Annotated in this window: 19 protein-coding genes and 2 pseudogenes; 16 read left to right on the top strand and 5 right to left on the bottom strand. The window is 71.0% G+C overall.

Features of this window, described 5'->3' with window-relative positions; all coding sequences use genetic code 11:
• Positions 1-28: 28 nt before the first annotated feature.
• Both ACTYVM_RS11290 and ACTYVM_RS11285 read right to left on the bottom strand, forming a co-directional pair.
• Complete coding sequence (locus ACTYVM_RS11290) at positions 29-1621, bottom strand: MFS transporter (protein ID WP_445525784.1); 1593 nt, start codon at positions 1619-1621, stop codon at positions 29-31.
• A 182-nt stretch (positions 1622-1803) separates the two neighbouring features.
• A complete protein-coding gene (locus ACTYVM_RS11285; protein WP_445525783.1) occupies positions 1804-2274 on the bottom strand; it encodes a MarR family winged helix-turn-helix transcriptional regulator in 471 nt (156 codons plus the stop codon).
• A gap of 284 nt (positions 2275-2558) precedes the next feature.
• Between ACTYVM_RS11285 and ACTYVM_RS11280 the strand changes: the two genes are divergently transcribed.
• Together ACTYVM_RS11280 and ACTYVM_RS11275 are read left to right on the top strand one after the other, a co-directional pair.
• A complete protein-coding gene (locus tag ACTYVM_RS11280; protein ID WP_445525782.1) occupies positions 2559-3176 on the top strand; it encodes an SUKH-4 family immunity protein in 618 nt (205 codons plus the stop codon).
• Between the two features lie 276 nt (positions 3177-3452).
• Positions 3453-4934 (top strand): multicopper oxidase family protein, encoded by a 1482-nt coding sequence (locus ACTYVM_RS11275; protein WP_445525781.1) that lies wholly within the window; start codon positions 3453-3455, stop codon positions 4932-4934.
• A gap of 113 nt (positions 4935-5047) precedes the next feature.
• Here ACTYVM_RS11275 and ACTYVM_RS11270 read toward each other — a convergent pair whose 3' ends face one another.
• Positions 5048-6232 carry a cellulose-binding domain-containing protein gene (locus tag ACTYVM_RS11270; protein WP_445525780.1) on the bottom strand — a complete coding sequence of 395 codons (1185 nt, stop codon included), beginning with the start codon at positions 6230-6232 and terminating at the stop codon, positions 5048-5050.
• A 238-nt stretch (positions 6233-6470) separates the two neighbouring features.
• Here ACTYVM_RS11270 and ACTYVM_RS11265 point away from each other — a divergent pair, with 238 nt between their 5' ends.
• The 4 genes and pseudogenes from ACTYVM_RS11265 (at position 6471) to ACTYVM_RS11250 (ending at position 11754) form a co-directional block, all read left to right on the top strand.
• Complete coding sequence (locus ACTYVM_RS11265) at positions 6471-7061, top strand: malonic semialdehyde reductase (RefSeq protein WP_445525779.1); 591 nt, start codon at positions 6471-6473, stop codon at positions 7059-7061.
• A gap of 307 nt (positions 7062-7368) precedes the next feature.
• Positions 7369-7779: pseudogene (locus ACTYVM_RS11260) on the top strand (MFS transporter); the annotation flags it as partial.
• 191 nt (positions 7780-7970) lie between these two features.
• Complete coding sequence (locus ACTYVM_RS11255; RefSeq protein ID WP_445525778.1) at positions 7971-9419, top strand: glycoside hydrolase family 6 protein; 1449 nt, start codon at positions 7971-7973, stop codon at positions 9417-9419.
• Between the two features lie 163 nt (positions 9420-9582).
• The gene (locus ACTYVM_RS11250; protein ID WP_445525777.1) at positions 9583-11754 is read left to right on the top strand and encodes a TerD family protein; all 2172 of its coding nucleotides are present in this window, start codon (positions 9583-9585) and stop codon (positions 11752-11754) included.
• A 240-nt stretch (positions 11755-11994) separates the two neighbouring features.
• On the opposite strand, the gene ACTYVM_RS11245 is transcribed toward ACTYVM_RS11250, so the two are convergent.
• On the bottom strand, positions 11995-12591 hold the full coding sequence (locus ACTYVM_RS11245; RefSeq protein ID WP_445525776.1) for a TetR family transcriptional regulator: 597 nt from the start codon (positions 12589-12591) through the stop codon (positions 11995-11997).
• 249 nt (positions 12592-12840) lie between these two features.
• Here ACTYVM_RS11245 and ACTYVM_RS11240 point away from each other — a divergent pair, with 249 nt between their 5' ends.
• From ACTYVM_RS11240 to ACTYVM_RS11205, 8 genes are all read left to right on the top strand, one after another.
• Positions 12841-14358 carry an MDR family MFS transporter gene (locus tag ACTYVM_RS11240; RefSeq protein ID WP_510187047.1) on the top strand — a complete coding sequence of 506 codons (1518 nt, stop codon included), beginning with the start codon at positions 12841-12843 and terminating at the stop codon, positions 14356-14358.
• Positions 14359-14731: 373 nt separating this feature from the next.
• Entirely contained in the window at positions 14732-15739 is a 1008-nt protein-coding gene (locus ACTYVM_RS11235) for a substrate-binding domain-containing protein (protein WP_445525774.1), read from the top strand.
• Between the two features lie 75 nt (positions 15740-15814).
• A complete protein-coding gene (locus ACTYVM_RS11230) occupies positions 15815-18379 on the top strand; it encodes a sensor histidine kinase (protein WP_445525939.1) in 2565 nt (854 codons plus the stop codon).
• 11 nt (positions 18380-18390) lie between these two features.
• Positions 18391-18819 (top strand): roadblock/LC7 domain-containing protein, encoded by a 429-nt coding sequence (locus ACTYVM_RS11225; RefSeq protein WP_445525773.1) that lies wholly within the window; start codon positions 18391-18393, stop codon positions 18817-18819.
• Position 18820: 1 nt separating this feature from the next.
• Entirely contained in the window at positions 18821-19177 is a 357-nt protein-coding gene (locus ACTYVM_RS11220) for a DUF742 domain-containing protein (protein WP_445525772.1), read from the top strand.
• Positions 19164-19787, top strand: a complete 624-nt coding sequence (locus tag ACTYVM_RS11215; RefSeq protein ID WP_445525771.1) for a GTP-binding protein — start codon at positions 19164-19166, stop codon at positions 19785-19787. The genes ACTYVM_RS11220 and ACTYVM_RS11215 overlap by 14 nt, the downstream gene beginning before the upstream one ends.
• A gap of 231 nt (positions 19788-20018) precedes the next feature.
• Entirely contained in the window at positions 20019-20408 is a 390-nt protein-coding gene (locus ACTYVM_RS11210; RefSeq protein WP_445525770.1) for a hypothetical protein, read from the top strand.
• Positions 20409-20431: 23 nt separating this feature from the next.
• Positions 20432-20848: an SsgA family sporulation/cell division regulator gene (locus ACTYVM_RS11205; RefSeq protein ID WP_445525769.1), complete on the top strand. Its 417-nt coding sequence runs from the start codon at positions 20432-20434 to the stop codon at positions 20846-20848.
• Between the two features lie 69 nt (positions 20849-20917).
• On the opposite strand, the pseudogene ACTYVM_RS11200 reads toward ACTYVM_RS11205, so the two are convergent.
• Positions 20918-21112: pseudogene (locus ACTYVM_RS11200) on the bottom strand (ABC transporter substrate-binding protein); the annotation flags it as partial.
• Between the two features lie 336 nt (positions 21113-21448).
• Between ACTYVM_RS11200 and ACTYVM_RS11195 the strand changes: the two are divergent.
• Together ACTYVM_RS11195 and ACTYVM_RS11190 are read left to right on the top strand one after the other, a co-directional pair.
• Complete coding sequence (locus tag ACTYVM_RS11195) at positions 21449-21793, top strand: DUF3147 family protein (protein WP_445525768.1); 345 nt, start codon at positions 21449-21451, stop codon at positions 21791-21793.
• Positions 21790-22257, top strand: a complete 468-nt coding sequence (locus tag ACTYVM_RS11190; RefSeq protein ID WP_445525767.1) for a DUF3147 family protein — start codon at positions 21790-21792, stop codon at positions 22255-22257. Before ACTYVM_RS11195 ends, ACTYVM_RS11190 begins: the two co-directional genes overlap by 4 nt.
• Positions 22258-22270: the final 13 nt, after the last annotated feature.

The raw sequence follows: 22270 nt of genomic DNA, 5'->3' as shown, positions 1-22270 counted from the left end.
CCGGGCGCCGCTTCCGCCCGACCCACCGTCAGCCGCCGACAGCAGGGGAGCCGGCGTCGCGGCGCAGGCCCACGGCGGCGAGGAGAGCACCCACGAGACACAGAACTGCGGTGACGAGGACGGCGGCGTGCACACCGTTCATGAACGCGTTGCCGCTGCCCTCGACGACGGCGGCCCTCAGCTGCGCGGGCATGCCGTCCTCGACCGGCGCCACGCCCATCGCCACGGCGTCCTTCGTCCCCTCGAATCCATGTGCCGCAGAGGCCGGCAACCCGGCGCCGGTCAGCTCGCCGACGAGCGTGGAGCCCACGCGGCTGCTGATCAGCGAGACCAGCACGGACGTGCCGAGGGCGCCGCCGATCTGCAGTGCGGTGGACTGCAGGCCGCTCGCCACACCGCCGTCCTTGACGGGCGCGTTGCCGACGATCGCGTCCGAGGACGCCGACATCACCATGCCCACGCCCAGACCGAGCAGCACGAACGGCGGCCACATGACCGCGTACGAGGAGTGCGCGTCCCACGTCAGCATCCACAGGGACGCCATCGCCTCCAGCAGCATGCCCACCGGCATGGACAGACGCGCGCCGAACCGCTCGGTCAGCGCCGCACCCAGCGGTGCCGCGACCACGGAGGCCAGACTCAGTGGCAGGGTGCGCACCCCCACCTCGACCGGAGTCAGGCCCCGGACGTTCTGCAGGTACAGCATCAGGAAGAAGATGACGCCGAGCAGCACGAAGAAGTTGATCGCGGTGACGAGGGTGCCGATGGTCAGCGCCGGGCTGCGGAACAGCCCCATGGGCAGCAGCGGGTGCCGGACACGGGTCTCGTACCAGCCGAAGAGCACCAGCAGAACCAGGCCGGCGGCGAGGGAACCCAGGGTTCCTCCCGAGGTCCAGCCCCAGCTCTCGCCCTTGATCACGCCGAAGACCACGGCCACCAGGCCGAACGCCAGCAGGATCACGCCGGGGATGTCGAAGCGGTGGCGGCCGGTGGAGTCCTTGCTCTGCGGCAGTACGAACGCGCTGAAGACCAGGGTCGCGATACCGATGGGCGCGTTGATGTAGAACACGGACTCCCAGTTGACGTGCTCGACCAGCAGGCCGCCGACGATCGGTCCGAGCGCGGTCGAGCAGGAGGCCACCATCGCCCACAGGCCCACCGCCATGCCGAACTTCTCCGGCGGGAAGACCGCACGCAGCAGGCCGAGCGTGTTGGGGATCAGCAGCGCGGCGCAGAGTCCCTGCAGCGCGCGGGAGACGATCACGCCTTCGACGGAGCCGATCAGGCCGATCAGGACGGAGGTCACGACGAAGCCCGCGACCCCGGTCGTGTAGTACGTACGCCGCCCGAACCGGTCACCCAGCTTGCCGCCCAGGATCAGGGCGGCGGCCATGGCGATGAGGTAGGAGTTGGTGACCCACTGCAAGTCCGCGGTGGACGCGTGCAGGGCCCGGCCGATCTCCGGGTTCGCGATCGAGACCACGGACCCGTCGAGGTTGACCATGAAGAGACCGATCGCGACAGCGATCAGCGTCAGCCACAAATTGGAACGCGGGCCCCGCTCGGTGCCCCGTGGGGACGGAGTGGGCAGGGTTGAGTGGTCCACGGTGGTGGAGGGCATGCAGGTGCCTTGTCTGTGGTGAGAACGTCGGCAGGTCGACGAGATCGATTCAGGGTTTGCGGCACGGGCGGAGATGCGGCGGCGTGCGACCACCGACGGGGAAGCGCGGTGGGGCGACGGCGCCGTCGACGTGCGGGCTGCGCACAGGACCGGGCGCGCGCCGGAGAACCGGTGCCGGAAGGTCAGTCGGCGGAGTAGAAGCGCCGGGTCAACGCCAGCAGCGCGCCGCAGGCCGAACCGAGGGCGTCCTGCTCTCCGTCGGTGAGGTTCTCCAGCAGACGCGCCATGTGGGCTTCCTTCAGCCCCCGCGCCTGCGCGAGTCGCTCCGTGGCCAGCGCCGTGGGGTGCAGATGAGCGACCCGCTTGTCGACGGCATCCCGCCTGCGCTCCAGCAGCCCCAGCTCGGTGAGCTGCGCGACGAGGGCGCTGACGTTGTTCGGCTTCATCATCAGGGCATCCGCCGCGTCACGGACCGTGATGCCCGCGCGCTCCTCGGCGAGCCGCAGCAGAGCGAGCTGCCCCTCCGGCAGCGTCGGGTGAGGGAAGTCCCGGACCACCCGCCGCTCGAGCGCCCTGTTCAGCGTAGGCAGCACCGCCACGAGGACCGAGGCCACGTGGTCGTTCTGCCGGTCGGCGGCGCTGGAATCGAGCACGCACCGACTATAGGTACGTCAACATACCTATGTCAACATAGGTATGTGCCGGACAGCCAGGCGCAGTGGTCAGCGGCGACCGACGATAAGATCCCCTCGCTCCACACCGATTGGGTGGCCGCTGATTGCGGCGAGAGTGCGTGCATGTGCGCAAGAGTGTGGGTGAGCAGGCGGGGCGCGATCGGAGTCGCCGGAAACTCCTCGACCTGCAACGCTGTTGTGACCGCTTCCATCCACTGAGAGTCCGTCAGCGCGCCTATGGCCGCAGAGTTCGGAGTTCGGCAATGCTTTTCGACGTCGCTCGCGGCGGACTCGCCGACGTCTTCGGCGAGGGCCGGCTCGCAACCCTGCACGCCACCGCCTTCCCGCCCCCCGCCGCGGAGACCGAGGGCGCCCGCCTCCTGCAGACCGTCGGCGTCCCGACGGGGGTGCTCTGGCCGCGTGAGCCCGACGAGGACACCGGTCGGCTGCCCCTCGTCCAGGAAGTCCTCGACACCGAGGACTTCGAGGACGCCGCCCAGGACGCAGGCGGGTGGCCCGTCGTCGGCTGGCTGCTGAACGCCCACCTCGCCCTCGACCCCGCCTCCGGCAAGGTCCACGCCTTCGACGCCGACGGAGAGTACGTGCAGGAACTCCACACGGACGTCTCCTCCCTCGTCCAGGTCACCCTCCGGTTCCAGCGCCTGCTCGAGGAGTTCACTTTCAGCGGCAACGACGGTGACGAGGAGGCCGACTTCGAGCGCCTGGAGCGCGAGGTCGAGCGAATCCGACAGGAGACGAGCAGCATCGACCCGCTCCCCTTCCAGGACGACGAGACCGTCTGGTCGGTGGTCGGCGAGGAGATCGCCGCGGGCCAGCGCTTCAAGGGCGACAGCCCGGGAGCCCGCTCGCTCTACGGGTGATGCGAGAACTCGGCGCCCCTGCGGGCCACCCGGCGGCGGATGCCGCCCGGACGGAGCCTTCGACGCAGATGCGTTCGCCAGGTGATCGGCCAGGCCGCCGACGCCCACAGCGGCGAGAGAAGCAGCCGGGGCTGATGTCACCGGCGTCCACGGGCGTTCGATCCACTACGGTTACTTTCCGTATTGCAGTATCAACTCAGCGCACACCCCCTCGCGTGTGTGCGGCCGCCCGCATTCGCCGGGTTACCCCGAGGGAACAGGGAAGGGAGCAGAGCCGTGTCGATCTCTCGTCGCGATGCCCTCAAGCTGGGTGGCGTGTCCCTGCTGGCCGGGGGCGGCGCCGGTGTGGTCACCGCCTGCGGCTCCGGAGCACCGTCCAGCGCGTCCGCTGCCGCGGGCAAGGCGGATTACACGGTGCGGATCGCGACCGGGCGGGTCGAGCTCGCGCCGGACACGGTCGTGTCCACCACGACGTACAACGGGCAGTTCCCCGGCCCGCTGCTGCGGTTCACCGAGGGCCGCCCGGTCGTGGTCGACGTCCACAACGACACGGGCACGCCCGAGTTGCTCCACTGGCATGGCCAGCGGATTCCCGCCGAAGTGGACGGAGCTTCGGAGGAGGGCACCCCCTTCATCCCCGCGCATGGGATGCGGCGCCTGTCGTTCACGCCCGGACCGGCCGGTTTCCGCTTCTACCACACCCATGTGGCCGCACATGGTGACCTGACCCGGAGCACGTACACCGGTCAGGTGGGCCCGGTCTACATCGAGCCGAAAGCCGATCCCGGCGCCTACGACCAGGAGGTGTTCCTGACGCTGAAGGAGTTCGAGCCCTCCCTCAGCCATGGCGGGGACATGGCCCAGGACTTCCTGGCCGGCTCCGAGGTGCCGGACCTGAAGCAGCGGGGCGAGAAGGCGATGGCCGAGTCGCTGGCCCGGGGCATGCCGCACGGCAACGAGGTCGGCTACCACGCCTTCAGCGTCAACGGGCGCAAACTGGGCCACGGCCCGCCGATCAAGGTCAGGTCCGGGCAGCGCGTGCTGTTCCACGTCCTCAACGCCAGCGCCACCGAGATCCGCAGCCTGGCCCTGCCCGGCCATACCTTCAAGGTGGTCGCCCTGGACGGCAACCCGGTGCCCCGCCAGGCCAACGTGCCGGTGCTGTGGATCGGCACCGCCGAACGCGTCTCGGCCCTGGTGGAGATGAACCATCCCGGTGTGTGGGTACTCGGAGACCTGGCCGACGACGACCGGAAGAACGGCATGGGCACCGTGGTCGAGTACGCCGGCCGCACCGGTTCCCCGCAATGGACCGCACCGCCCTCATCCACATGGGACTACCGCACCTTCGCCCATTCCGGCGCCACCGCCCAGCGACCCGACCACACTTTCGACTTCCTGGTGGAGAAGCGCAACGCCGCCGACAACGGATTCAACATCTGGACCCTCAACGGCGTTCCGTTCAACATGAACACCAACAAGCCGGTGATGGATGTCGAGCACGGCAAGCGGTACCGGATGCGGTTCCGCAACGCCACCGACGACATCCACCCCCTCCACCTGCACCGCCACACCTTCGAGGTCACCCACATCGCCGGCACCCCGACCCACGGTCTGCTCAAGGACGTCGTCATGCTCGGCGGCTACCAGACCGTCGACTTCGACTTCACCGCCGACCAGCCGGGGCTGTCTCTGTTCCACTGCCACCAGCAACTCCACATGGACTTCGGATTCATGACCCTGCTGCGCTGCTCCTGACATCCCCTTCGACGGGCAGCCGGAGCCGTGGGAGGCACATCGTGGTGGGGGCCGGGACGGAAGGGGAGTTCCGTCCCGGCGCACCGTCCCTGCCGGTGGTCTCGCGCAGGCCGTCAGCAGCCGATGGGCGAGGAGCCCACGGCCACGTCGTCGAACCAGAGTGTGTCATCGCCCGTCCCATAGCTCTCCCAGCCCAGGCGCAGGGCGGTGGGCCGGGGCGGGGTGGTGCGGGCCAGCCACTGCTCGTCGATGTCCTGCGTGGGGACGCCGTCCGCGTGCAGGCCCGGGATCTGTTCGTCGCCGAGCCAGGTGTCGAGCCCCGGCGCCGTGGTGTCGATCGCGAAGCGCAGGCACTGCCAGCTTCCGGTCGGCAGCGGCCTGCTCTGCGCCACGCCTGCCGGGCTCTGCGCGGGCAGGGTGGCGTCGTCGGTCTCCCGGTTCCACTGGAGGGCGCCGTTCTGGCCGCCGACGCGCAGCGCGCGGCCGTCCTGGGAGCTGTCGGGCAGGGAGACGAAGGTGACATGGGCCGCGGGGAGCGCGGTGGTGTGCCGCACCCACATGCGCACATACATCACCGGCCCCAGCGACGACAGGTCCGCGGTGGAGGCGACGAAGGCGTGGTTGCAGTAGCCGGCGCTGCCGTCGATCCGCAGCGACCTGCTGCCGCTGTGCGCGACCGAGGTGTCGACCGTGGCGGTTCCGGTGCCCTGGCAGTCGGGCGCGGCGAACTGCCAGGCGCCGGAGGGAGTGGTGCCGGTCTGGTCCTCGAAGTCCGAGCAGACGACGGCGCTGCCGCAGTCGGCGGAGGGCGGCGGGGTGGTCGGGGGCGGAGCCGTGGGGGGCGGGGTCGTGGGGGGCGGGGTGGTGCCGGTTCCGCCGCAGGCCACACCGTTGAGGGCGAAGTCGGTCGGGTCGGGGTTGGTCGAGCTCCAGGTGCCCTGGACGCCGAACTCGGCGGATCCGTCGGTGGCCAGCGAGCCGTTCCAGTCCGCGTTGACGGCGACGACGGAGGCGCCGGTCTGGGTGACGGTCGCGTTCCACGCCGATGTCACCTGCTGGCCGTCGGCGTGGGTCCAGGTCAGACGCCAGCCGTCGACCGCCGGGCCGAGGTTGGTGACCTTGACCTGGGCCGTGTAGCCGCCGGGCCACTGGTCCACGGTGTAGTCGACCCGGCAGCCGGCCTCCGCGGCGCTGGTGGGTGTCGCGACGAATCCGGACACCAGCAGGGCGACGGACCCGACCGCCGCGAGGGCCGCCGCCCAGGACCTGCGCAGTAATCGCGAGTGGGGGGTGCGCACGTATGCCTCCGGGGGAAGGATGCGGAATGCGGGATGTGGGAGCGCTCCCATACATCAGAGCGACCAGGGCCGCACCCTGTCAATGCGCGGGACGGCCAAGGTGACCGCGGCGCGCCGTCGCCCTGTGAAGCTGATCACCACCGGGCCGATTTTGATTGAACCTTGAACTTTCAGGACGTAGGGTCGTGCCGCACGCCGATCCCCCGGGATCCACCACCCGTTGTGAGGAAGTTCCCCCATGTCGCTCGCTCTTGACCCCGCCGCCCAGGACCTTCTCTTCCGCGAGGCCCGCACCGCGAACACCTTCACCGCCGAACCGGTGTCCGAGGAGCAGGTCCAGGCGATCTACGACCTGGTCAAGTACGGCCCGACGTCCATGAACCAGTCGCCGCTGCGCATCACCCTGGTCCGCTCCGCCGAGGCACGCGAGCGTCTCGTCCAGCACATGGCGGAGGGCAACCGGGCGAAGACCGCCGCCGCTCCCCTGGTCGCGATCCTCTCCGCGGACAACGAGTTCCACGAGGAACTGCCCCACCTCTTCCCGCACTTCCCCCAGGCCAAGGACGCCGTCTTCGGTGACCGCGGGGTGCGGGAGAGCCAGGCCGCCCTCAACGCCGCTCTCCAGGCCGCGTACTTCATCGTCGGCGTCAGGGCCGCGGGCCTGGCCGCCGGTCCGATGACCGGCCTGGACTTCGAGGGCGTCCGCAAGGAGTTCCTGGACGACGACCACACCCCGCTGATGGTCGTCAACATCGGCAAGCCGGGCGAGGACGCCTGGTACCCGCGCTCCCCCCGCCTGGAGTTCGACCAGGTCGTCACCACGGTCTGAGTCGGCTCGGCGACGGGGATCCGGACCGGGTTCCGCCCCTGCGGAATCGCCTGGGAACACCTGCCAGGAACTCGACTTCGGGTCGGGCATGCCCTGTTGGCCCCGGCCGGCCGACAGGGTGATGCACCGAGTCCGGGAGCCCCGGCCGAGACGGTCCGTCGGCCGCCGCTACGTTCCCGCTCCATGAAGAACGAGGAGCGGGAGGCACCGGTCTCGGCCCGTGCCGAGGTCACGCTCCCAGGGCGACCGTACGCGGCTCGGGTCGCAGGTGGTACGCCCGCCAGGTCGCGCGGTGGTCCGCGATCGTCTGGGCGGCGCGGTCGGGACCGTCCTGGGGAGCCGGCTCGCGGCACGGTGGGACCGGGTGCGCGTGGTGCGGTGGTCCTACGTCGTCTCGGTATTCGCGGTCGCCGGCGTGGTCCTGGTGCCGGGCCCCGCCCCCTACGCCTTCGTGGCCTTGACGTCGGCCGGCCTGTACATCCCCTTCTCTTTCCAAGTCACCCTGGGCCAGAACTACCTGCCCTCACGCGTGGGCACCGCCGGCGGCGTCACGCCGGGTCTCGCGGTCAGCGTCGGCGGTGTCGCCACGCCGCTCTTCGGCGCACTCGCCGACGCCACGTCCCTGCACACGGCCCTGCTGCCGCTCATCGCGCTGCCCGTGATGGGCCGGCTCCTCACCCGACGCCTGCGAGAACCCGTGACACCGGCCTGGTCCTGACGGCCCACCGCGGCAGGGCATGGGCCGCGGGTCCGATTCACGGGAGCGCTCCCGTGAAGCTCGTTATTCATGAGACCCGGGGATTACATGAGCCTGTCAAGCATGGATATGCTGCCCTGACCATGGGAGCGCTCCCATGGTCATGCACATGCCCCCTGTCACTCTCCCATCTGAGAGCACGGAGGACGACTGTGACACCCCCCAACCAGACCCCCCGACCCGGGGAACCTCCCAGAGGCTCTTCCGTCCGCCGGTCCTCACTCGGGCGCCGGATCGCCGCCCTGGGCCTGGCGGCCGGTGTGGCGGCGGCCGGAGCGGCGCTGGTCACCCAGGTACAGGCGGCCGCGGCACCGGGCAGCATGCCTGCCGGTACCCAGTTCTACACGGACCCCGAGTCCCAGGTGGTCAAGTGGGTCGCCGCGAACCCCGGTGACTCCCGGCAGCCCGTGATCTCCGCCAAGATCGCGAGCCAGCCGCAGGCCGTCTGGTTCTCCACGTACAGCCCCTCCACCGTCACCGCCGACGTCAGCAAGGTCACCTCGGCCGCGGCCTCCGCCGGTCAGGTACCGGTACTGGTGGCGTACACGATCCCCAACCGCGACTGCGGCGGCGCCTCCGCGGGCGGCGCCCCGGACCTCGCCTCCTACGACAGCTGGGCCGGCAGCTTCGCCGCCGGGCTCGGCAGCGGGCCGTCGATCGTCATCCTCGAGCCGGACTCCATCGCCCTCACCACCTGTCTCAACTCCCAGGAGCTGAGCGACCGCTACGCCTCGCTCTCGCGGGCCGGCTCCGCCATCCACGCCGCCGCGCCCCAGGCGAAGGTCTACATGGACGGCGGTCACTCCACCTGGAACAGCGCCTCCGAGCAGGCGAACCGACTGCGCAGCGCGGGCGTGCTGACCAGCGCAGACGGCTTCTACACCAATGTGTCCAACTTCAACACCACCGCCGGTGAGGTGAGTTACGACAAGGCGATCCTCTCCGCGCTGGGCAACCCGGCCAACCTGCACGCCGTGGTGGACACCAGCCGCAACGGCAACGGCCCGGCGGGCGGCGGGGCCTGGTGCGACCCCTCCGGGCGCTCCCTGGGCGACTACCCCACCGCCGACACCGGGGACCCGGCGATCGACGCCTTCCTCTGGGTGAAGCCGCCGGGTGAGGCGGACGGCTGCGCGGGCAAGGCGGGCACCTTCCTGCCCGACATCGCCTACGACCTGGCCCTCAACGCCCCCAACCCGCCGGCCACGCAGCCACCCACGAGCCCGCCGCCGACCACGCAGCCTCCCACCAGCCCGCCGCCCACCACCGACCCGCCGACCGGTGCCTGCGCCGTCGACTACGAGATCAGCAGCTCCTGGGCGGGCGGCTTCAACGCCGATGTGACCGTGCGGAACTCCGGCGGCGCCGCCATCGACGGGTGGTCGCTGAAGTGGACCTTCCCGAACGACCAGAAGGTCGTCAACGCCTGGAACGCCACGGCGACCCAGTCGGGCAACGCGGTGACCTTCACCAACCTCGACTACAACGGCTCCCTGCCGGCCGGGGGCTCGACCTCCTTCGGCTTCCAGGGCAGCGCCGGCTCCACCAACTCCGCCCCCACCGGCTTCACGCTCAACGGCAATGCCTGCACCGTGTCCTGACGATGCGCCGTGTCCTCGGTCGGCCCGGGGCTCCCTCGGGCCGGCCGATCCGCAGTCCACGGCGCCCGGTCGGGGGCGCGGAGGAGCGCGGACGTGTCCTCAGCCCGCCGAGCCTCACGAAAACCGGGTGCAAACGCTCGTTCGGGCTTGCGACCATGCCGGAATGGTCCACCGACTCGACCCTCTGGTCATCCGGCACACCCACCGCATCCCCTTCCCCAAGGGTCCCGCCGGGGAAGGCGGTGTCGCGGCGCGGCAGTTCGACGCCGCGTTGATGTCCGTGGGCTTCAAGCTCTCGGCGGAGCTCCTCGAGCGTCTGTCGGGGCTGTCCGAGGGCACGGTCGTCGACACCGCCGTACGGACGCTGGGCACCGTCCGTGAGATGGTCGGCGACCACGTCCGGCACAACGTGTACTTCGTCGACTTCCCCGCCAACGTGCCGGACACCTTCGACTTCTGGGCGCGGTGCATCGCCGAGGCGCTCCCCGACGACGGGACACGCGCGAGCATCCTGGAGCAGCTGAGCACCGGTGTGGTGAACCTGCTCACCCTCCCGTCGTACGGCGACTACCGGCACACGTACACCGAGATGCTCGCCCACCACGACGAGCTGATCGCCGCGGCGGGCGACCGCATGACGGTCCTGCACCTGGGCGGCTCCCTGGACGACGAGCTCACCTCCCTGTACCTGGCGCTCACGGGCAGTAGCACGCCGCTGGGCGAGGACGGCCTGCGGGACCTGCGGGACCTCGCCGGCCACTGCGTGGACGGACCGCAGCCCGCGGAGATCCCGGTGCGGGAGAACCGGGCCGTCGTCAACCAGGCCCGGCTGATGGCCGGTGCGGGCCTGCTGCTGGACACGGTCACCGATGTGCTGCGGCTGGCCTGTGCGCTCTCGGGCGGTGACGTGACCCTTCAGGAGCCGACGCGGCTGCGCACGCTGCCCCGTGCGGTGCGCCGGGCGCTGCTCGCCGGGCTTGACGAGGTCGTCGCCGCGGCGCCGGCCAAGCTCGCCGACGTGCCCGCGCACCGCGAGATGTGGAAGCGGCTCGGCGAGCGGCTGCACCCGCACGAGTACCCGCGGTGGCCGCACGCGGCCGACGTGTTCGCCGTCGCCCGCGGCGAGAAGACGGCGCGCTCCCTGGACGGCCGCGTGGAGGAGTTGCTCGCCACGAGCGACATCACCGGCGCGGTCGAACTCCTGAAGGCCGCGCCCGGCAAGCTGTTCCGCTCCCTGGACCGGTTGCTGCGCACCGCCCTCACGCAGGACGAGCGCGACGCCGTCGTGGCCGCCGCCAAACAGGTCGTCCCCAACGTCTCCGGCAGGGTCGCGCTGTCGGTGCGCCAGCACCTGCACAACCGGGCGAAGGAGACCGGCGAGCAGCGGGTGTTCGTCAACCGCCTCGGCCGGGCCTGGGTCACCGACGACACCCGCGCGCCGGTGCCCGCGCCCGAGCGCGAGCGGCTGATCGCCGCCCTGGACGCGGAGCTGCGCCGCCGGCTGCCCCCCGCTGGCCACCTGCTGATCGACCCGGACGTCCTGGACGTGGCGCTGCCGCTCAGCGGCAGGGCGACCGCGTCCGGGCTCGGTGTGCTGCCGCGTGGCTCGGTGTCCCCGGTCGACGGGGAGCTGCTGCGCTTCTTCGTGTACTGGAAGCAGACCGCGCGCACCACCGACTACGACCTGTCGGCGCTGCTGCTGAACGCCGACTACGCGACCGTCTCCTGGCTGTCGTACACCAACCTCCGCGACGCCGAGGGCGAGCACTCCGGTGACATCACGGACGCGCCCGACGGGGCCACGGAGTTCATCAACCTGCGGCTGGGCGCCGTGCGGGGCACCTGCGTCGTCCCGCAGGTCAACATCTTCTCCGGGGAGGGCTTCGAGGAGGTCGAGGAGTCGTTCTTCGGGTTCATGCTGCGCGAGGCGGAGCAGAAGGGACGCCCGTTCGAGCCGCGCACGGTGCGCATGAAGTCGGAGCTGCGCGGTCCCGGCCGGGTCGCGCTGCCGCTGGCGTTCCTGCGCGGGTCCGACGGCCGGTGGCGTGCCCAGTGGCTGCACCTCTACCTGAAGGGGACTCCGACGTCCAACCGGGTCGAGGGCAACCGGGTGACGGTCGCGACGCTGGTGCGCGGCATCGTCGAGCGCGAGCATCTCACGGTGCGCCATCTCACCGACCTGATGACCGAGGGCGCGACGACCGTCACCGTGTGGGACGGGAAGGCGGTACCGGCGGGTCCCGTCACCTACGTCGGCCTGGAGAGGCCCGACGGGCTGCACCCGGAGTCACGTGTCGTCACCCCCGAAAATCTGCGCGACCTGATCCCCGCCTGACTGCTAACGTGGCCGTGGCGAGGCCATGAGGGGGCTTCCTTCTCATCACTCCTTGATTCCAGCCCCTTCGCTTTCCTCGCCACCGACTCGAAGCCGCCGGCCGTCCCACCGTACGAGGGACGCCGGCGGCTTTTCGTGCCGTAGCCCGCAGTGAGGTGCAGACCCCGTAGGCGCAGAGGTGGATCCGTAGGCGCAGATGCGGATCCGCCGGCGCAGACGCATCCGCCGGCCCAGGGGGCGTCAGACGAACGGGCGCGCCATGCGGTTCATGGTGTCGGCGACCAGCTCACGCGGGTCGTCGGCGAGGTCGCCTTCGATCCAGCGGCGCATGGAGATGCGCAGGGCGACGAGGAAGGCCGACGCCATGACCCGGGCGTCGAGGGCCGTGTCCGCGCACCCGGTGGGACGGCGCTCGACGATCGCCTCGGTGAGGCTTGCCTCAAGACCGGCGTGGTTGGCGAGCTGACGGGCCAGGAGCGCGGGGTGGCGCAGCGCCAGTCGGGTGCGGACGAGTATCTCCCACTCCTGGGCGCCGCTCTCCGGCAGGCGGTCCAGGACGGCGCCGCACAGGGCGGCCCAGGCGCTCTCCTCGGGCGGGCGGGCGCGGAACGCGGCGACCAGTTCCTCGAGGTAGCGCTCGTCGCCCCACAGGACGGCGTCTTCCTTGGTGGCGAAGTAGTTGGAGAACGTCCGGCGCGAGATGCCCACCGCGTCGGCCACCTCCTCCACGGTGACCGCGTCGAATCCGCGCTCCACGGTCAGGCGCAGCGCGGCCTCGTGGACCGCCTGCCGTGTGGCGGCCTTCTTGCGTTCACGTAGTCCCACTGTGTGCTCCATGGTGCCGCCATCCTACGAGGGCGGGAACAGCTTTGCGCAGTGGGCAAAATTGCTCACTGCGCATGTATTCTGGGTCGGTCGGCGTCCCGGCCGTGTCCGGACCGCGTTGTCGGCCGGCTCTCGTGCCGTCGTGCCGTCCTCCCGTCGGCCTGGCCTTGTCCTCGTTCTCACTTCTTTCTCACTTCTTCCGGAGGTTTGCGCGTGAGTGCGCATACAGCGGTAACAGGGGGCCCGGACGGCTCCGCGACCATGGACCACAAGCACGTGCTGCGGGCACTGAGCGGGCTGCTGACGGTGCTGTTCGCCGCGATGCTCAGTTCGACCGTGGTCTCGGTCGCGCTGCCGCAGATCATCGGCTCGCTGAACGGCACGCAGTCGCAGTACACCTGGGTGGTCACCGCGACCCTTCTGGCCTCCACCGCCTCGACGCCGATCTGGGGCAAGCTGGCCGACCTCTTCAGCAAGAAGCTCCTGCTCCAGACGTCGATCGCGATCTTCGTGGTGGGCTCCCTGGGCGCCGGCTTCTCGCAGAACACCGGTCAGCTCATCGGCTTCCGCGCGGTACAGGGCCTGGGCATGGGCGCACTTCAGGTTCTGGTCCAGGTCGTCATAGCCGCGATGGTCAGCCCCAGGGAGCGCGGCCGTTACAACGGCTACCTCGGCGCCGTCATGGCGGTGTCCACCGTCGGCGGCCCGCTGCTCGGCGGGGCGATCACCGACGTCTCCTGGCTGGGCTGGCGCTGGTGCTTCTTCATCGCGCTGCCCTTCACGGTCGTCGCCTCCCTCATCCTCAGCCGCACCCTGCACCTGCAGGACGTCCGGCGGCCGGAGACCAAGGTCGACTACTGGGGAGCCTCGCTCATCGCGGCAGGCGTCAGCCTCCTGCTGCTGTGGGTGACGTTCGTCGACAACTCGTTCGCCTGGCTGTCCTGGCAGTCCGCCACCATGGTGGTCGGCGCCGTCGTGCTGCTGGGTGCGGCCCTGTGGGTCGAGTCCCTGGTCGACGAACCGGTCATTCCGCTGCACATCATCACGCGGCGCGACCCCGCCCTGGCCATCACGGCGAGCCTCGCGGTCGGCATGGCGATGTTCGGCGGAGCGGTCTTCCTCGGCCAGTACTTCCAGATCGGACGCGGCTACTCACCCACCCAAGCCGGCCTGCTGACCATGCCGTTGATGGCCGGGGTGCTCGTCTCCTCCACGGTGGCCGGGCGGATCGTCTCCAAGACCGGCAAGCCCAAGCCCGTCGTCGTGATCGGTGTCGTCGTCCTCGTGCTCGGCTTCCTCGGCCTGTCCACGATCGGTCACAAGACGTCCCTCGTCGCGGTGTCGGCCGGTATGGCCACGGTCGGCGTCGGCGTCGGCATGTCGATGCAGAACCTGGTGCTCGTCCTCCAGAACAGCGTCCCGCTCAAGGAACTCGGCGCGGCCAGTGGAGCCATCACCTTCTTCCGCTCCCTCGGCGGCACGATCGGCGTCTCGGTGCTCGGGGCGGTTCTGGCCAACACCGTGAGCACGAAGATCACCGAAGGCCTGGCCGAGCTCGGCATCAAGGCCGGCTCGGGCGGCGGAGGATCCACCTTGAACATCAAGGCGCTGCCGGCCCCGGTCCAGGAAGTCGTCCGCACCGCCTACGGAGACGCCACCGGTCATATCTTCCTGATCTCCGCGATCATCGCCGCGGTCGGTGCCGTCGCGGCGCTGTTCCTCGGCCCGGTCACCCTCCGCGACAGCGTCGACCTGCCGGGCCAGAGCACCGACGACTGAGGACTGACGGGCCAGCAGGCATGACGACCGAGGCCTGACGGGCCGACGGGCATGACGACCGAGGCCTGACGGGCCGACGGGCACGGGGGGGGCGGGGGGAGGGGTCGATGTGTTGGACTCCTCCTGCCTTGGGGGGGCCCCCCGACGCGCACGACGTACCGGACCCCGGCTGCGACCGCGCCGTACCGCACATGATCACAATGCGGCGGCAACAAGCCACGACAGGTCGCCGATCACTTGACTACCGGACGTCACACGCGGTTGGCTCCGGCTCAACGAGAGCCAACCGCCCGGTCACGTCCGTGGGTGCTGCGCCCCCGTCCACCCCCCCGTTTGCCAGTTGCTCGGCTGCACAGTGAGGTGCCGCACCCTCATGAAGACTCCTCCCCCGCACAGGTACCGCAGATCCACCCCCGGCACCGTTCTGACAGCCGCCGTCGCCGTCTGCCTGCTCCTGGCCGGCTGCTCCGGTTCCGGCGGCTCGCAGTCCGGGTCGGGCGCGCGCGTCTCCGGCGGGTCCGGGCTCAAGGTCGCCATGGTCACCCATGGGGCCGAGGGGGACGCCTTCTGGCAACTGGTGCGCAAGGGCGCCGAGGTGGCCGCGGCCAAGGACGGCATCGAACTGACCTACGCGAGCGATCCCGACGCCGCCGGACAGGCGGAGCTGGCGCGGGACGCGATCCGGGAGGGGGCCGACGGCATCGCGTTGACGCTGGCCAAGCCGGACGCGATGAAGGGGCCGATCGCGGACGCCAAGGCGGCGGGCATACCGGTGGTCGGGCTCAACTCCGGTATCGACGCCTGGCGTTCCAGGGGTGTGCTGGAGTACTTCGGTCAGGACGAGAGCCTCGCGGGCCGGGCCGTCGGGGACAAGCTGGACGACCTGGGGGCCAAGCACGCCCTGTGCGTCATCCACGAGCGGGGCAACATCGCGCTGGAGGCACGCTGCGCCGGGGTGAAGAAGTCCTTCGGTGGCAGGACCGACATGCTCTACGGGGACGGCACCGACATGGACGCCCTGACGGAGTCGATCGCGGCCCGGTTGCGGCTGGATTCGGACATCGACGAAGTGGTCACCAACGGCGCACAGTTCGCGCTGGCCGCGGTCACGTCCGTGCGCAAGGCGGGCAGCAGGGCGCACGTCGCCACCTTCGACCTGAACAAGGACCTGGTCAAGGCAGTCCAGGACGGGGATGTGCAGTTCGCGGTGGATCAGCAGCCCTATCTCCAGGGCTATCTGGCCGTGGACGCGCTCTGGCTCCACAAGTCCAACGGCAATGTGAGCGGTGGCGGCGTCGCCCCGGTGCTCACCGGTCCCGCCTTCGTCACCAAGGCGAACGTCGCGTCGGTGGCGAAGCTGGCCGCCGCCGGCACACGCTGAGGAAACGCCGGCGCCCCCAGCCCGCCCTCTCGTTCCCCCCGTCCCTGTCCTCCCGCAGATCGCTCTAGGACGATGATGCCTCCACGGACTCCGACAGGTCCCCGGCGCCGTCTCGGTTCCATACGGCTCTCGCTGGTCCTCCTGACCCTGGTCCCCAGTGTCACGCTCGCCGCCATGTGGGGTGTGACCACGACCCAGATGTTCTCGGAGGGGCTCCGGCTGCGCTCGCAGACGGGGCTGAGCAGGTCGACCGGCGCCATGGGCACCGACGCGGCGCTCGCCCTCCAGCGGGAGCGCGGGCTGTCGGCGGCGTGGCTCGCGTCCCCGCACGGCTCCCGGGCCGCCCTGGACGCACAGCGCGGGGCCACGGACAAGGCGGTGGCCGAGCTGGTCGGCCAGGCCGGCGCGATCAGGCAGGCCCCCGCCCGCATCAAGAACCGGATGTACTCGGTCGTCGCGTCGGTGGGCAGCCTGGAGTACTACCGGGGCCAGGTGGACAAGCCGACGGACATCACCGGTGAGCAGGCCCTGGACCAGTACACCGCGATCATCGACGACCAGATCCACGCCTTCCAGGAGATCTCACAGGTCGACGACGGCGACCTGACCTCCCAGGCCGGTCCGCTCGTGGCGCTGGAGCATGCCGCGGAGCTGGTCTCCCAGGAGGACGCACAGCTCACCCTGGCGTGGTCGTCCGGACACATGGACCAGGAGGCGTGGAGCAGGTTCGCCCAACTGGTCCACGCCCGCCGCTGGCTCGTCGAGGACCAGATCGTCCCCTCGCTCGAGGGCAGCACGAAGACGCAGACCGAACGGATCCTTCAGTCGGCGCAGTGGCGGACCCTGGAGGCCGTCGAGGACCAGGTGCTCTCGGCCCGGGGCAAGGCCGCCGGTGCGCGCGGGATCGCGCTGCCGGACGCACGCGAGCGGTGGGGCGCCGCGATCGACAAGCTGTCCGGCCAGTACGCGACGCTGATCCGGCAGGAGACGGCCGGGCTGCTCGACCGCAGCGCCGACCGGGCGCACGGGCTGCTGCTGAAGGCCGCCGTCCTGAGCGCGGCCGGCCTGGCCGCCCTGGCCGTGTGCGTCGGCATGTCGTGGCGGATCACCCGGTCCCTGTCCCGGCGTCTGCTGGGGCTGAGGATCGCCACGCTCCGCCTGGCGGAGGAGCGGCTGCCCGACGTGGTGGCCCGGCTGGAGCGGGGCGAGAAAGTGGACGTGGAGTCCGCGACGCCGCCGCTGGACTACGGCAGCGACGAACTCGGCCAGGTCGCCCAGGCGTTCAACGCCGCGCAGCGTACGGCCGTGCACACCGCGGTCGAACTCGCCGACACCCGGCGCGGTTTCCAGAAGGTGATCCTCGGTATCGCCCGGCAGAGCCAGAACCTGATCAACCTTCAGCTCAGCAAGCTCGACGCGCTGGAGCGGCGGCACCAGGATCCGGAGGTCCTCCAGGGGCTGTACGAACTTGACTCCACGGCAAGCCAGCTGCGCCGCTACGAGGAGAACCTCGTCATCATCAGCGGCGAGCAGCCTCGGCGCAGCTGGACCGAACCGGTCGCGCTGATCGACATCCTGCGCGGCGCCGTCGGCGAGGTCGCCGAGTACCAGAGGGTGGAGGTGCACACCGACGAGGAGGTGTACCTCGCCCCGCCCGCGGTGGCCGACGTGATCCATCTGCTGGCCGAGCTCATCGACAACGCGACCGCGTACTCCGCCGCGCCGAGCCCCGTCGGCGTGCGGGCGGCGATGGTGGCCAAGGGCCTCGTCGTCGAGGTCGAGGACCGCGGCCTCGGCATGTCCGAGGAGGACTACGCGCAGCTCAACGCCCAGTTGGCCGTGCCCCCGCAGTTCGATGTGGTGGCGCTCGCCGACGACCTGCGGCTCGGCATGTTCGTGATCGCCCGCCTGGCCACCCGGCACGGCATCTCCGTGACCCTGCGCTCCTCGCCCTACGGCGGAACCGCCGCGATCGTGCTCGTCCCGCACGACATCGTGGTGCACGAGGCCCCCGGCTCCCCGCAGACGCGCACGCAACCGTCCGAGCCCGGACGGGTGCCCGGCCCGGGAAGCCCGGAACGGACCGGCGCGCGCCCGGAGCCCGCCGGCACGGCCCGGCGGAGGAAGCCGACCGCGCAGCGGAGCACCTCGCGTGCGGGCGACGGCGGACGCGGGGCGGAACGGACGCGTGAGCCGGGGCTCTCGCCGCTGCCGCGCCGGGTGCCGCAGACCAGTCTGGCCGCCGAGCTGCGCGGGGACGCCGCGCCCGTCGTCGAGAACGGCCCCCTCGACGACTTCACCGCCGAACGGGCCGCCTCCTCGCTGGCCGGCTTCCAGCGCGGCACGCGCCAGGCGCGGGACGACGACCCCCAACAAGCCGCCGACACCCCGGAGGAGGGGGCCACGCCGGACGGCACCAGGCCTGACAGTGCCTCACCGGACGGCGCCTCAAAGGGCGGCACCACGCCTTCCAGTGCCCCACCGGACGGCACCACGCCTGACGGTGCCCCGCCGAACGGTGCCTCACCGGGCGGCTCCGATACGCGCGTTCCCGCCGCGGACATCGCCACCCCCAAGGTCTCGACCGTGTTCGAGCAGGGGGGACATCCACCCTCGACCCCGCCCGCCGACCGCACATGAAGGACACCCCCATGACACGCCCCACCCCCGCCACGCACACCCAGCTCGACCAGCTGCTGACCGGTCTCGTGGAACGGGTCGCCGAGGTCAACCACGCCGTCGTCCTCTCCGAGGACGGACTGGTGGTCAGCAAGTCCACCGGATTCCCGCGCGACGACGCCGAGCGGCTGGCGGCGACCGCGTCCGGCCTGATGAGCCTCAGCAAGGGCGTCAGCATGGACTTCGGCGGCGGCCCGGTGCGGCAGGCGCTCATCGAGCTGGCCCACACCTATCTGCTTCTCACCTCGGCCGGACCGGGCGCCCACCTCGTCGTCCTCACCGGTCCGGGCGCCGACGTCGGCGTGGTGGCCTACCAGATGAACATGCTGGTGAAGAAGATCGGCGAGCACCTGAGTGCGGCCCCGCGTGCGGGTGCCGTCGCGTCCGGCGACGGCGAGTGAGGTGAACGGAGGCGACGCGGCGGGCCGGCTCGTTCGGCCGTTCACCCTGACCGGTGGACGGACCCGTCCCAGCCGCGCCGACTTCACCCTCATCACGATGGTGACGACCGTGGATCCGCCGCCCGAGCGGGCTGTCCGGCCCCAGCCCGAGCACACGCGGATCCTGAGACGGTGCGCGGAACCGGTCACCGTGGCAGAGCTGGCCGTCCATCTCGATCTTCCGGTGAGCGTGGTGGTGATCATGCTCTGCGATCTGCTGGAGGCCGGACGGATCGCACTCCACCGGCCGGCCCCGGTCTCCCGCACCCCGGACCTGGACCTTCTGCAGAAAGTGAGGGACGGCCTTGGCCGGCTCTGACACCACCGTTCGGCCGTCGCCGGCCCCCGACACGGCAAAGATCCTGATCGCCGGGGGTTTCGGGGTCGGCAAGACCACCATGGTCGGGTCGGTCAGCGAGATCGCCCCGCTGCGCACCGAGGAACCGCTGACCGCCGCGGGCCTGGACATCGACGACCTCGACGGCATCGAGGACAAGCAAGCCACCACCGTGGCCCTGGACTTCGGCCGGATCACGGTCAGCCAGGACCTGGTGCTCTACCTCTTCGGCACACCGGGTCAGCAGCGGTTCTGGTTCATGTGGAACGACCTGGCCGTGGGCGCGCTCGGGGCCGTGGTCCTGATCGACGTCCGCCGCCCGGAGACCAGCTTCGCCGCCATCGACTTCTTCGAGAGCCGGGGCATTCCGTTCGTCGTCGGCGTCAACGGCTTCCATGGGCGGCACCCCTACCCGCCGGAGGAGATCCGGGAGTCCCTGGCGCTGCCCGAACACACCCGGGTGCTGCTGTGCGACGCACGGGACCGCGAGTCGTGCCGGGACGTTCTGATCGCCCTGGTCGACCAGTTGATCGCCTCGGCCACCGAGGCGGAGGCGGACGCGGCCCGGCCCCGCCCTCCTCGGGGCGGCTGAGGTCCGGCGAGGCAGAACAGCGGGTTCACCGCCCGCCCCCGGGAACCGGCCCGCAACCGCGCGGGGGGCGGCGATATTCCGGCGCGACGGCTCTTCGGCCCGTGGCGCACCTCACGAGCCAGATAGTTCATCGTTCAACGAACTGGGGTTAGTGTCTTCAGTGCCCAATGAGGCACACAAGCACCCATTCCCCCCGTTCTCCGCGTGGGGTGAGAAAAGAGAGGTAACACCATGGCAAGCAGGACTGTTCGTGGGGTTGTCGTCACGATCGCCTCGACGGCCGTCGCGGCAGCCGGGCTTCTCGCCACCGGCGGCTCCGCCTCGGCTGCGACGAACCCGAGCGGCAGTCGGCCGGGGGTCGTCTCCGCCGTCCGGATCGCCGACCACCACACCACGGACCACCACAGCGTGAACCGCCACAGCGGGGACCAGCACCGTGGGGACCGGCACGACCTCGACAGCCGCCACTGGTTCCGGTACGACAAGCGCGACGGTCACCAGGCCCGGATCGGCTACACCCGTCAGCAGTGGGTTCTCGACCAGCTCCGCTGGACCGGCGACCGCTCGAACGCCCACTGGGGCAGCGACAGCCTGAAGCCCCACGTCGGCTCCCACCGCTGAGGACCGCGGCCACCAGGAGAACCATGATCACTTGCGTGGACCGCACGCTCGACATGGAGCTCGTGTCACCCGTGGGCACACGGCTCCCGGTGCCGACCCACCTGCTCTACAGGTCACAGGACCCGCTGGTGGTGGAGTTCCTCTTCCACGGCCTGGCCCCGAGCCCCGTGTCCTGGATCATCTCGCGCGAGCTGCTCGCCCGGGGGACGCTGGCGCCCAGCGGAGAAGGCGACGTGAGGGTGTGGCCGACCGGAACCGGCCCGGGAGCCCTCCTGCACGTTCTCCTAACTCCTCCGGGCGGCTCCGCCCACCTCGTCGCCCCGCTCCCGGCCCTGGCGCAGTGGCTGTTCCGCACCTACCGGCTGGTGCCGGCCGTCCGGGAGGCCGAGGCGCTGGACCTGGACAGCCACCTGGACCGGCTTCTGAACGAGTCGCCCTGACGGCGCCCGCACCGGGGCCGTCAGGGCCGCCCGCCTCCGGGACACGGGACCCGGCCCGCGCGGCGGCGTCTACTTGGTGAGGAGCGACTCCAGGTCGGTGAGTACCTCCTCGGCGGCCGTCACACCGAGACCCAGGTACCAGGTCTCGTCCGGGACGTCGTAGGCGTGCCCCGCCTTGACGGCGGTGAGGTTCTTCCAGAGCGGGTTGTTCTGCGCCGTGGACTTGTCGGTGGCCTTCGCGTCGCCGTGGACGCCGGTGAAGATGCGCCCCGCCGGGCCCGCAGCACGGCATGCCCGGCGGGCTGGCCGGGCGGACGCCCGCCCCCGGCGCCACCGACGGTGTGTCCACGGCCCGCGCGCCTCCCGTGATTCAGCAGTGCAACTCCTGACATGAACCCTTCCCCGTATCACTTAGCTAAGGCTCGCCTAAGCGTACGTGGCGACCCGAACCCGCCGTCGGCCGCCGTGATCGCCGGGCTGTGCGGACGACCGCAGTGACCGCGCGTGCCGGTACGGCGGATGCGTCCGGGCGGCGTGTGTTGACGGCGCCGCCCGCGTGGGTCGTTGCGCAAGCGTCGCCCCGGCGTTGAGGTTGTGCGGATGGAGACCCTGCTCGAGCTCGTCCTGAAGCCTTTCATCGGCGGTCTGCTCGTGGTGGGTTTCGCTCTGGTGGCGGAAGCCGTCCAGCCCAAGCGGCTGGCCGGGATCTTCGCCGCCGCCCCCTCGGTGGCGCTGGGAGGACTGATCCTGACGGTGGTGTTCAAGGGCGACCTCGACGCGGCGACCGCGGCCCGGGGCATGGTCGCCGGAGCACTGGCGTTCACCGCCTACTGCCTCGTCGACGTTCCGGCGCTCGGCAGGTTCGGAGCCACGCGCGGGTCCGCGGCGGCCCTGGTGGTGTGGTTCGCGACCGCGGCCGCCATCGCCTTCGCGGTGGCGCCGTGAAGCGACCGGGCCGGCCCGCGCACGGGGGCGCGACAGGGGCCGAAGACACCGACCGGGTGCGGGTGGACCTGCGGGCGGTCGCGCGCACGCCGCGCAAGGATCTGCTCCTCCGGTTCGGCTTCGGCGCCGGCGTGTCGCTCCTGGCGGCCGTGGTGTCCCGGCTGTTCGGGCCGTTCGTCGGCGGCGTCTTCCTCGCCTTTCCCGCCATCCTGCTGGCCAGCCTGACGCTGGTGGCCGAGGAGGAGGGGCTCATGAGCGCCCGCGACGACGCGCGTGGCGCCGCCCTGGGCACCCTGGGACTGGTGGCGTTCGCCGTCGTCGCCACGGTGCTCCTGCGCCACCACTCGGCGTGGCTCGCGCTCGGCGCCGCGACGGCGGCGTGGGTCGTGGTGTCACTCGGCGCCCACGCGGTCGCACGAGCGGCAGGACACGGAGGCGACGAACGGTCCCCGGCGGACAGGTGAAGCCCCGCGCGGG

This window comes from Streptomyces cyslabdanicus (genome assembly GCF_052663305.1).
The sequence above is the reverse complement of the archived record's forward strand: the minus strand, read 5'-3'. Positions and strand labels throughout refer to the sequence as shown.

What these genes read in the sequence shown, in the direction of transcription:
- ACTYVM_RS11225 (WP_445525773.1), top strand. Translation starts at nt 18,391, where the DNA reads ATGACACGCCCCACCCCCGCCACGCACACCCAGCTCGACCAGCTGCTG.
- ACTYVM_RS11290 (WP_445525784.1), bottom strand. Translation starts at nt 1,621, where the DNA reads ATGCCCTCCACCACCGTGGACCACTCAACCCTGCCCACTCCGTCCCCA.
- ACTYVM_RS11240 (WP_510187047.1), top strand. Translation starts at nt 12,841, where the DNA reads ATGGACCACAAGCACGTGCTGCGGGCACTGAGCGGGCTGCTGACGGTG.
- ACTYVM_RS11230 (WP_445525939.1), top strand. Translation starts at nt 15,815, where the DNA reads ATGCCTCCACGGACTCCGACAGGTCCCCGGCGCCGTCTCGGTTCCATA.
- ACTYVM_RS11235 (WP_445525774.1), top strand. Translation starts at nt 14,732, where the DNA reads ATGAAGACTCCTCCCCCGCACAGGTACCGCAGATCCACCCCCGGCACC.
- ACTYVM_RS11245 (WP_445525776.1), bottom strand. Translation starts at nt 12,591, where the DNA reads ATGGAGCACACAGTGGGACTACGTGAACGCAAGAAGGCCGCCACACGG.
- ACTYVM_RS11280 (WP_445525782.1), top strand. Translation starts at nt 2,559, where the DNA reads ATGCTTTTCGACGTCGCTCGCGGCGGACTCGCCGACGTCTTCGGCGAG.
- ACTYVM_RS11205 (WP_445525769.1), top strand. Translation starts at nt 20,432, where the DNA reads ATGATCACTTGCGTGGACCGCACGCTCGACATGGAGCTCGTGTCACCC.
- ACTYVM_RS11250 (WP_445525777.1), top strand. Translation starts at nt 9,583, where the DNA reads ATGGTCCACCGACTCGACCCTCTGGTCATCCGGCACACCCACCGCATC.
- ACTYVM_RS11195 (WP_445525768.1), top strand. Translation starts at nt 21,449, where the DNA reads ATGGAGACCCTGCTCGAGCTCGTCCTGAAGCCTTTCATCGGCGGTCTG.
- ACTYVM_RS11265 (WP_445525779.1), top strand. Translation starts at nt 6,471, where the DNA reads ATGTCGCTCGCTCTTGACCCCGCCGCCCAGGACCTTCTCTTCCGCGAG.
- ACTYVM_RS11210 (WP_445525770.1), top strand. Translation starts at nt 20,019, where the DNA reads ATGGCAAGCAGGACTGTTCGTGGGGTTGTCGTCACGATCGCCTCGACG.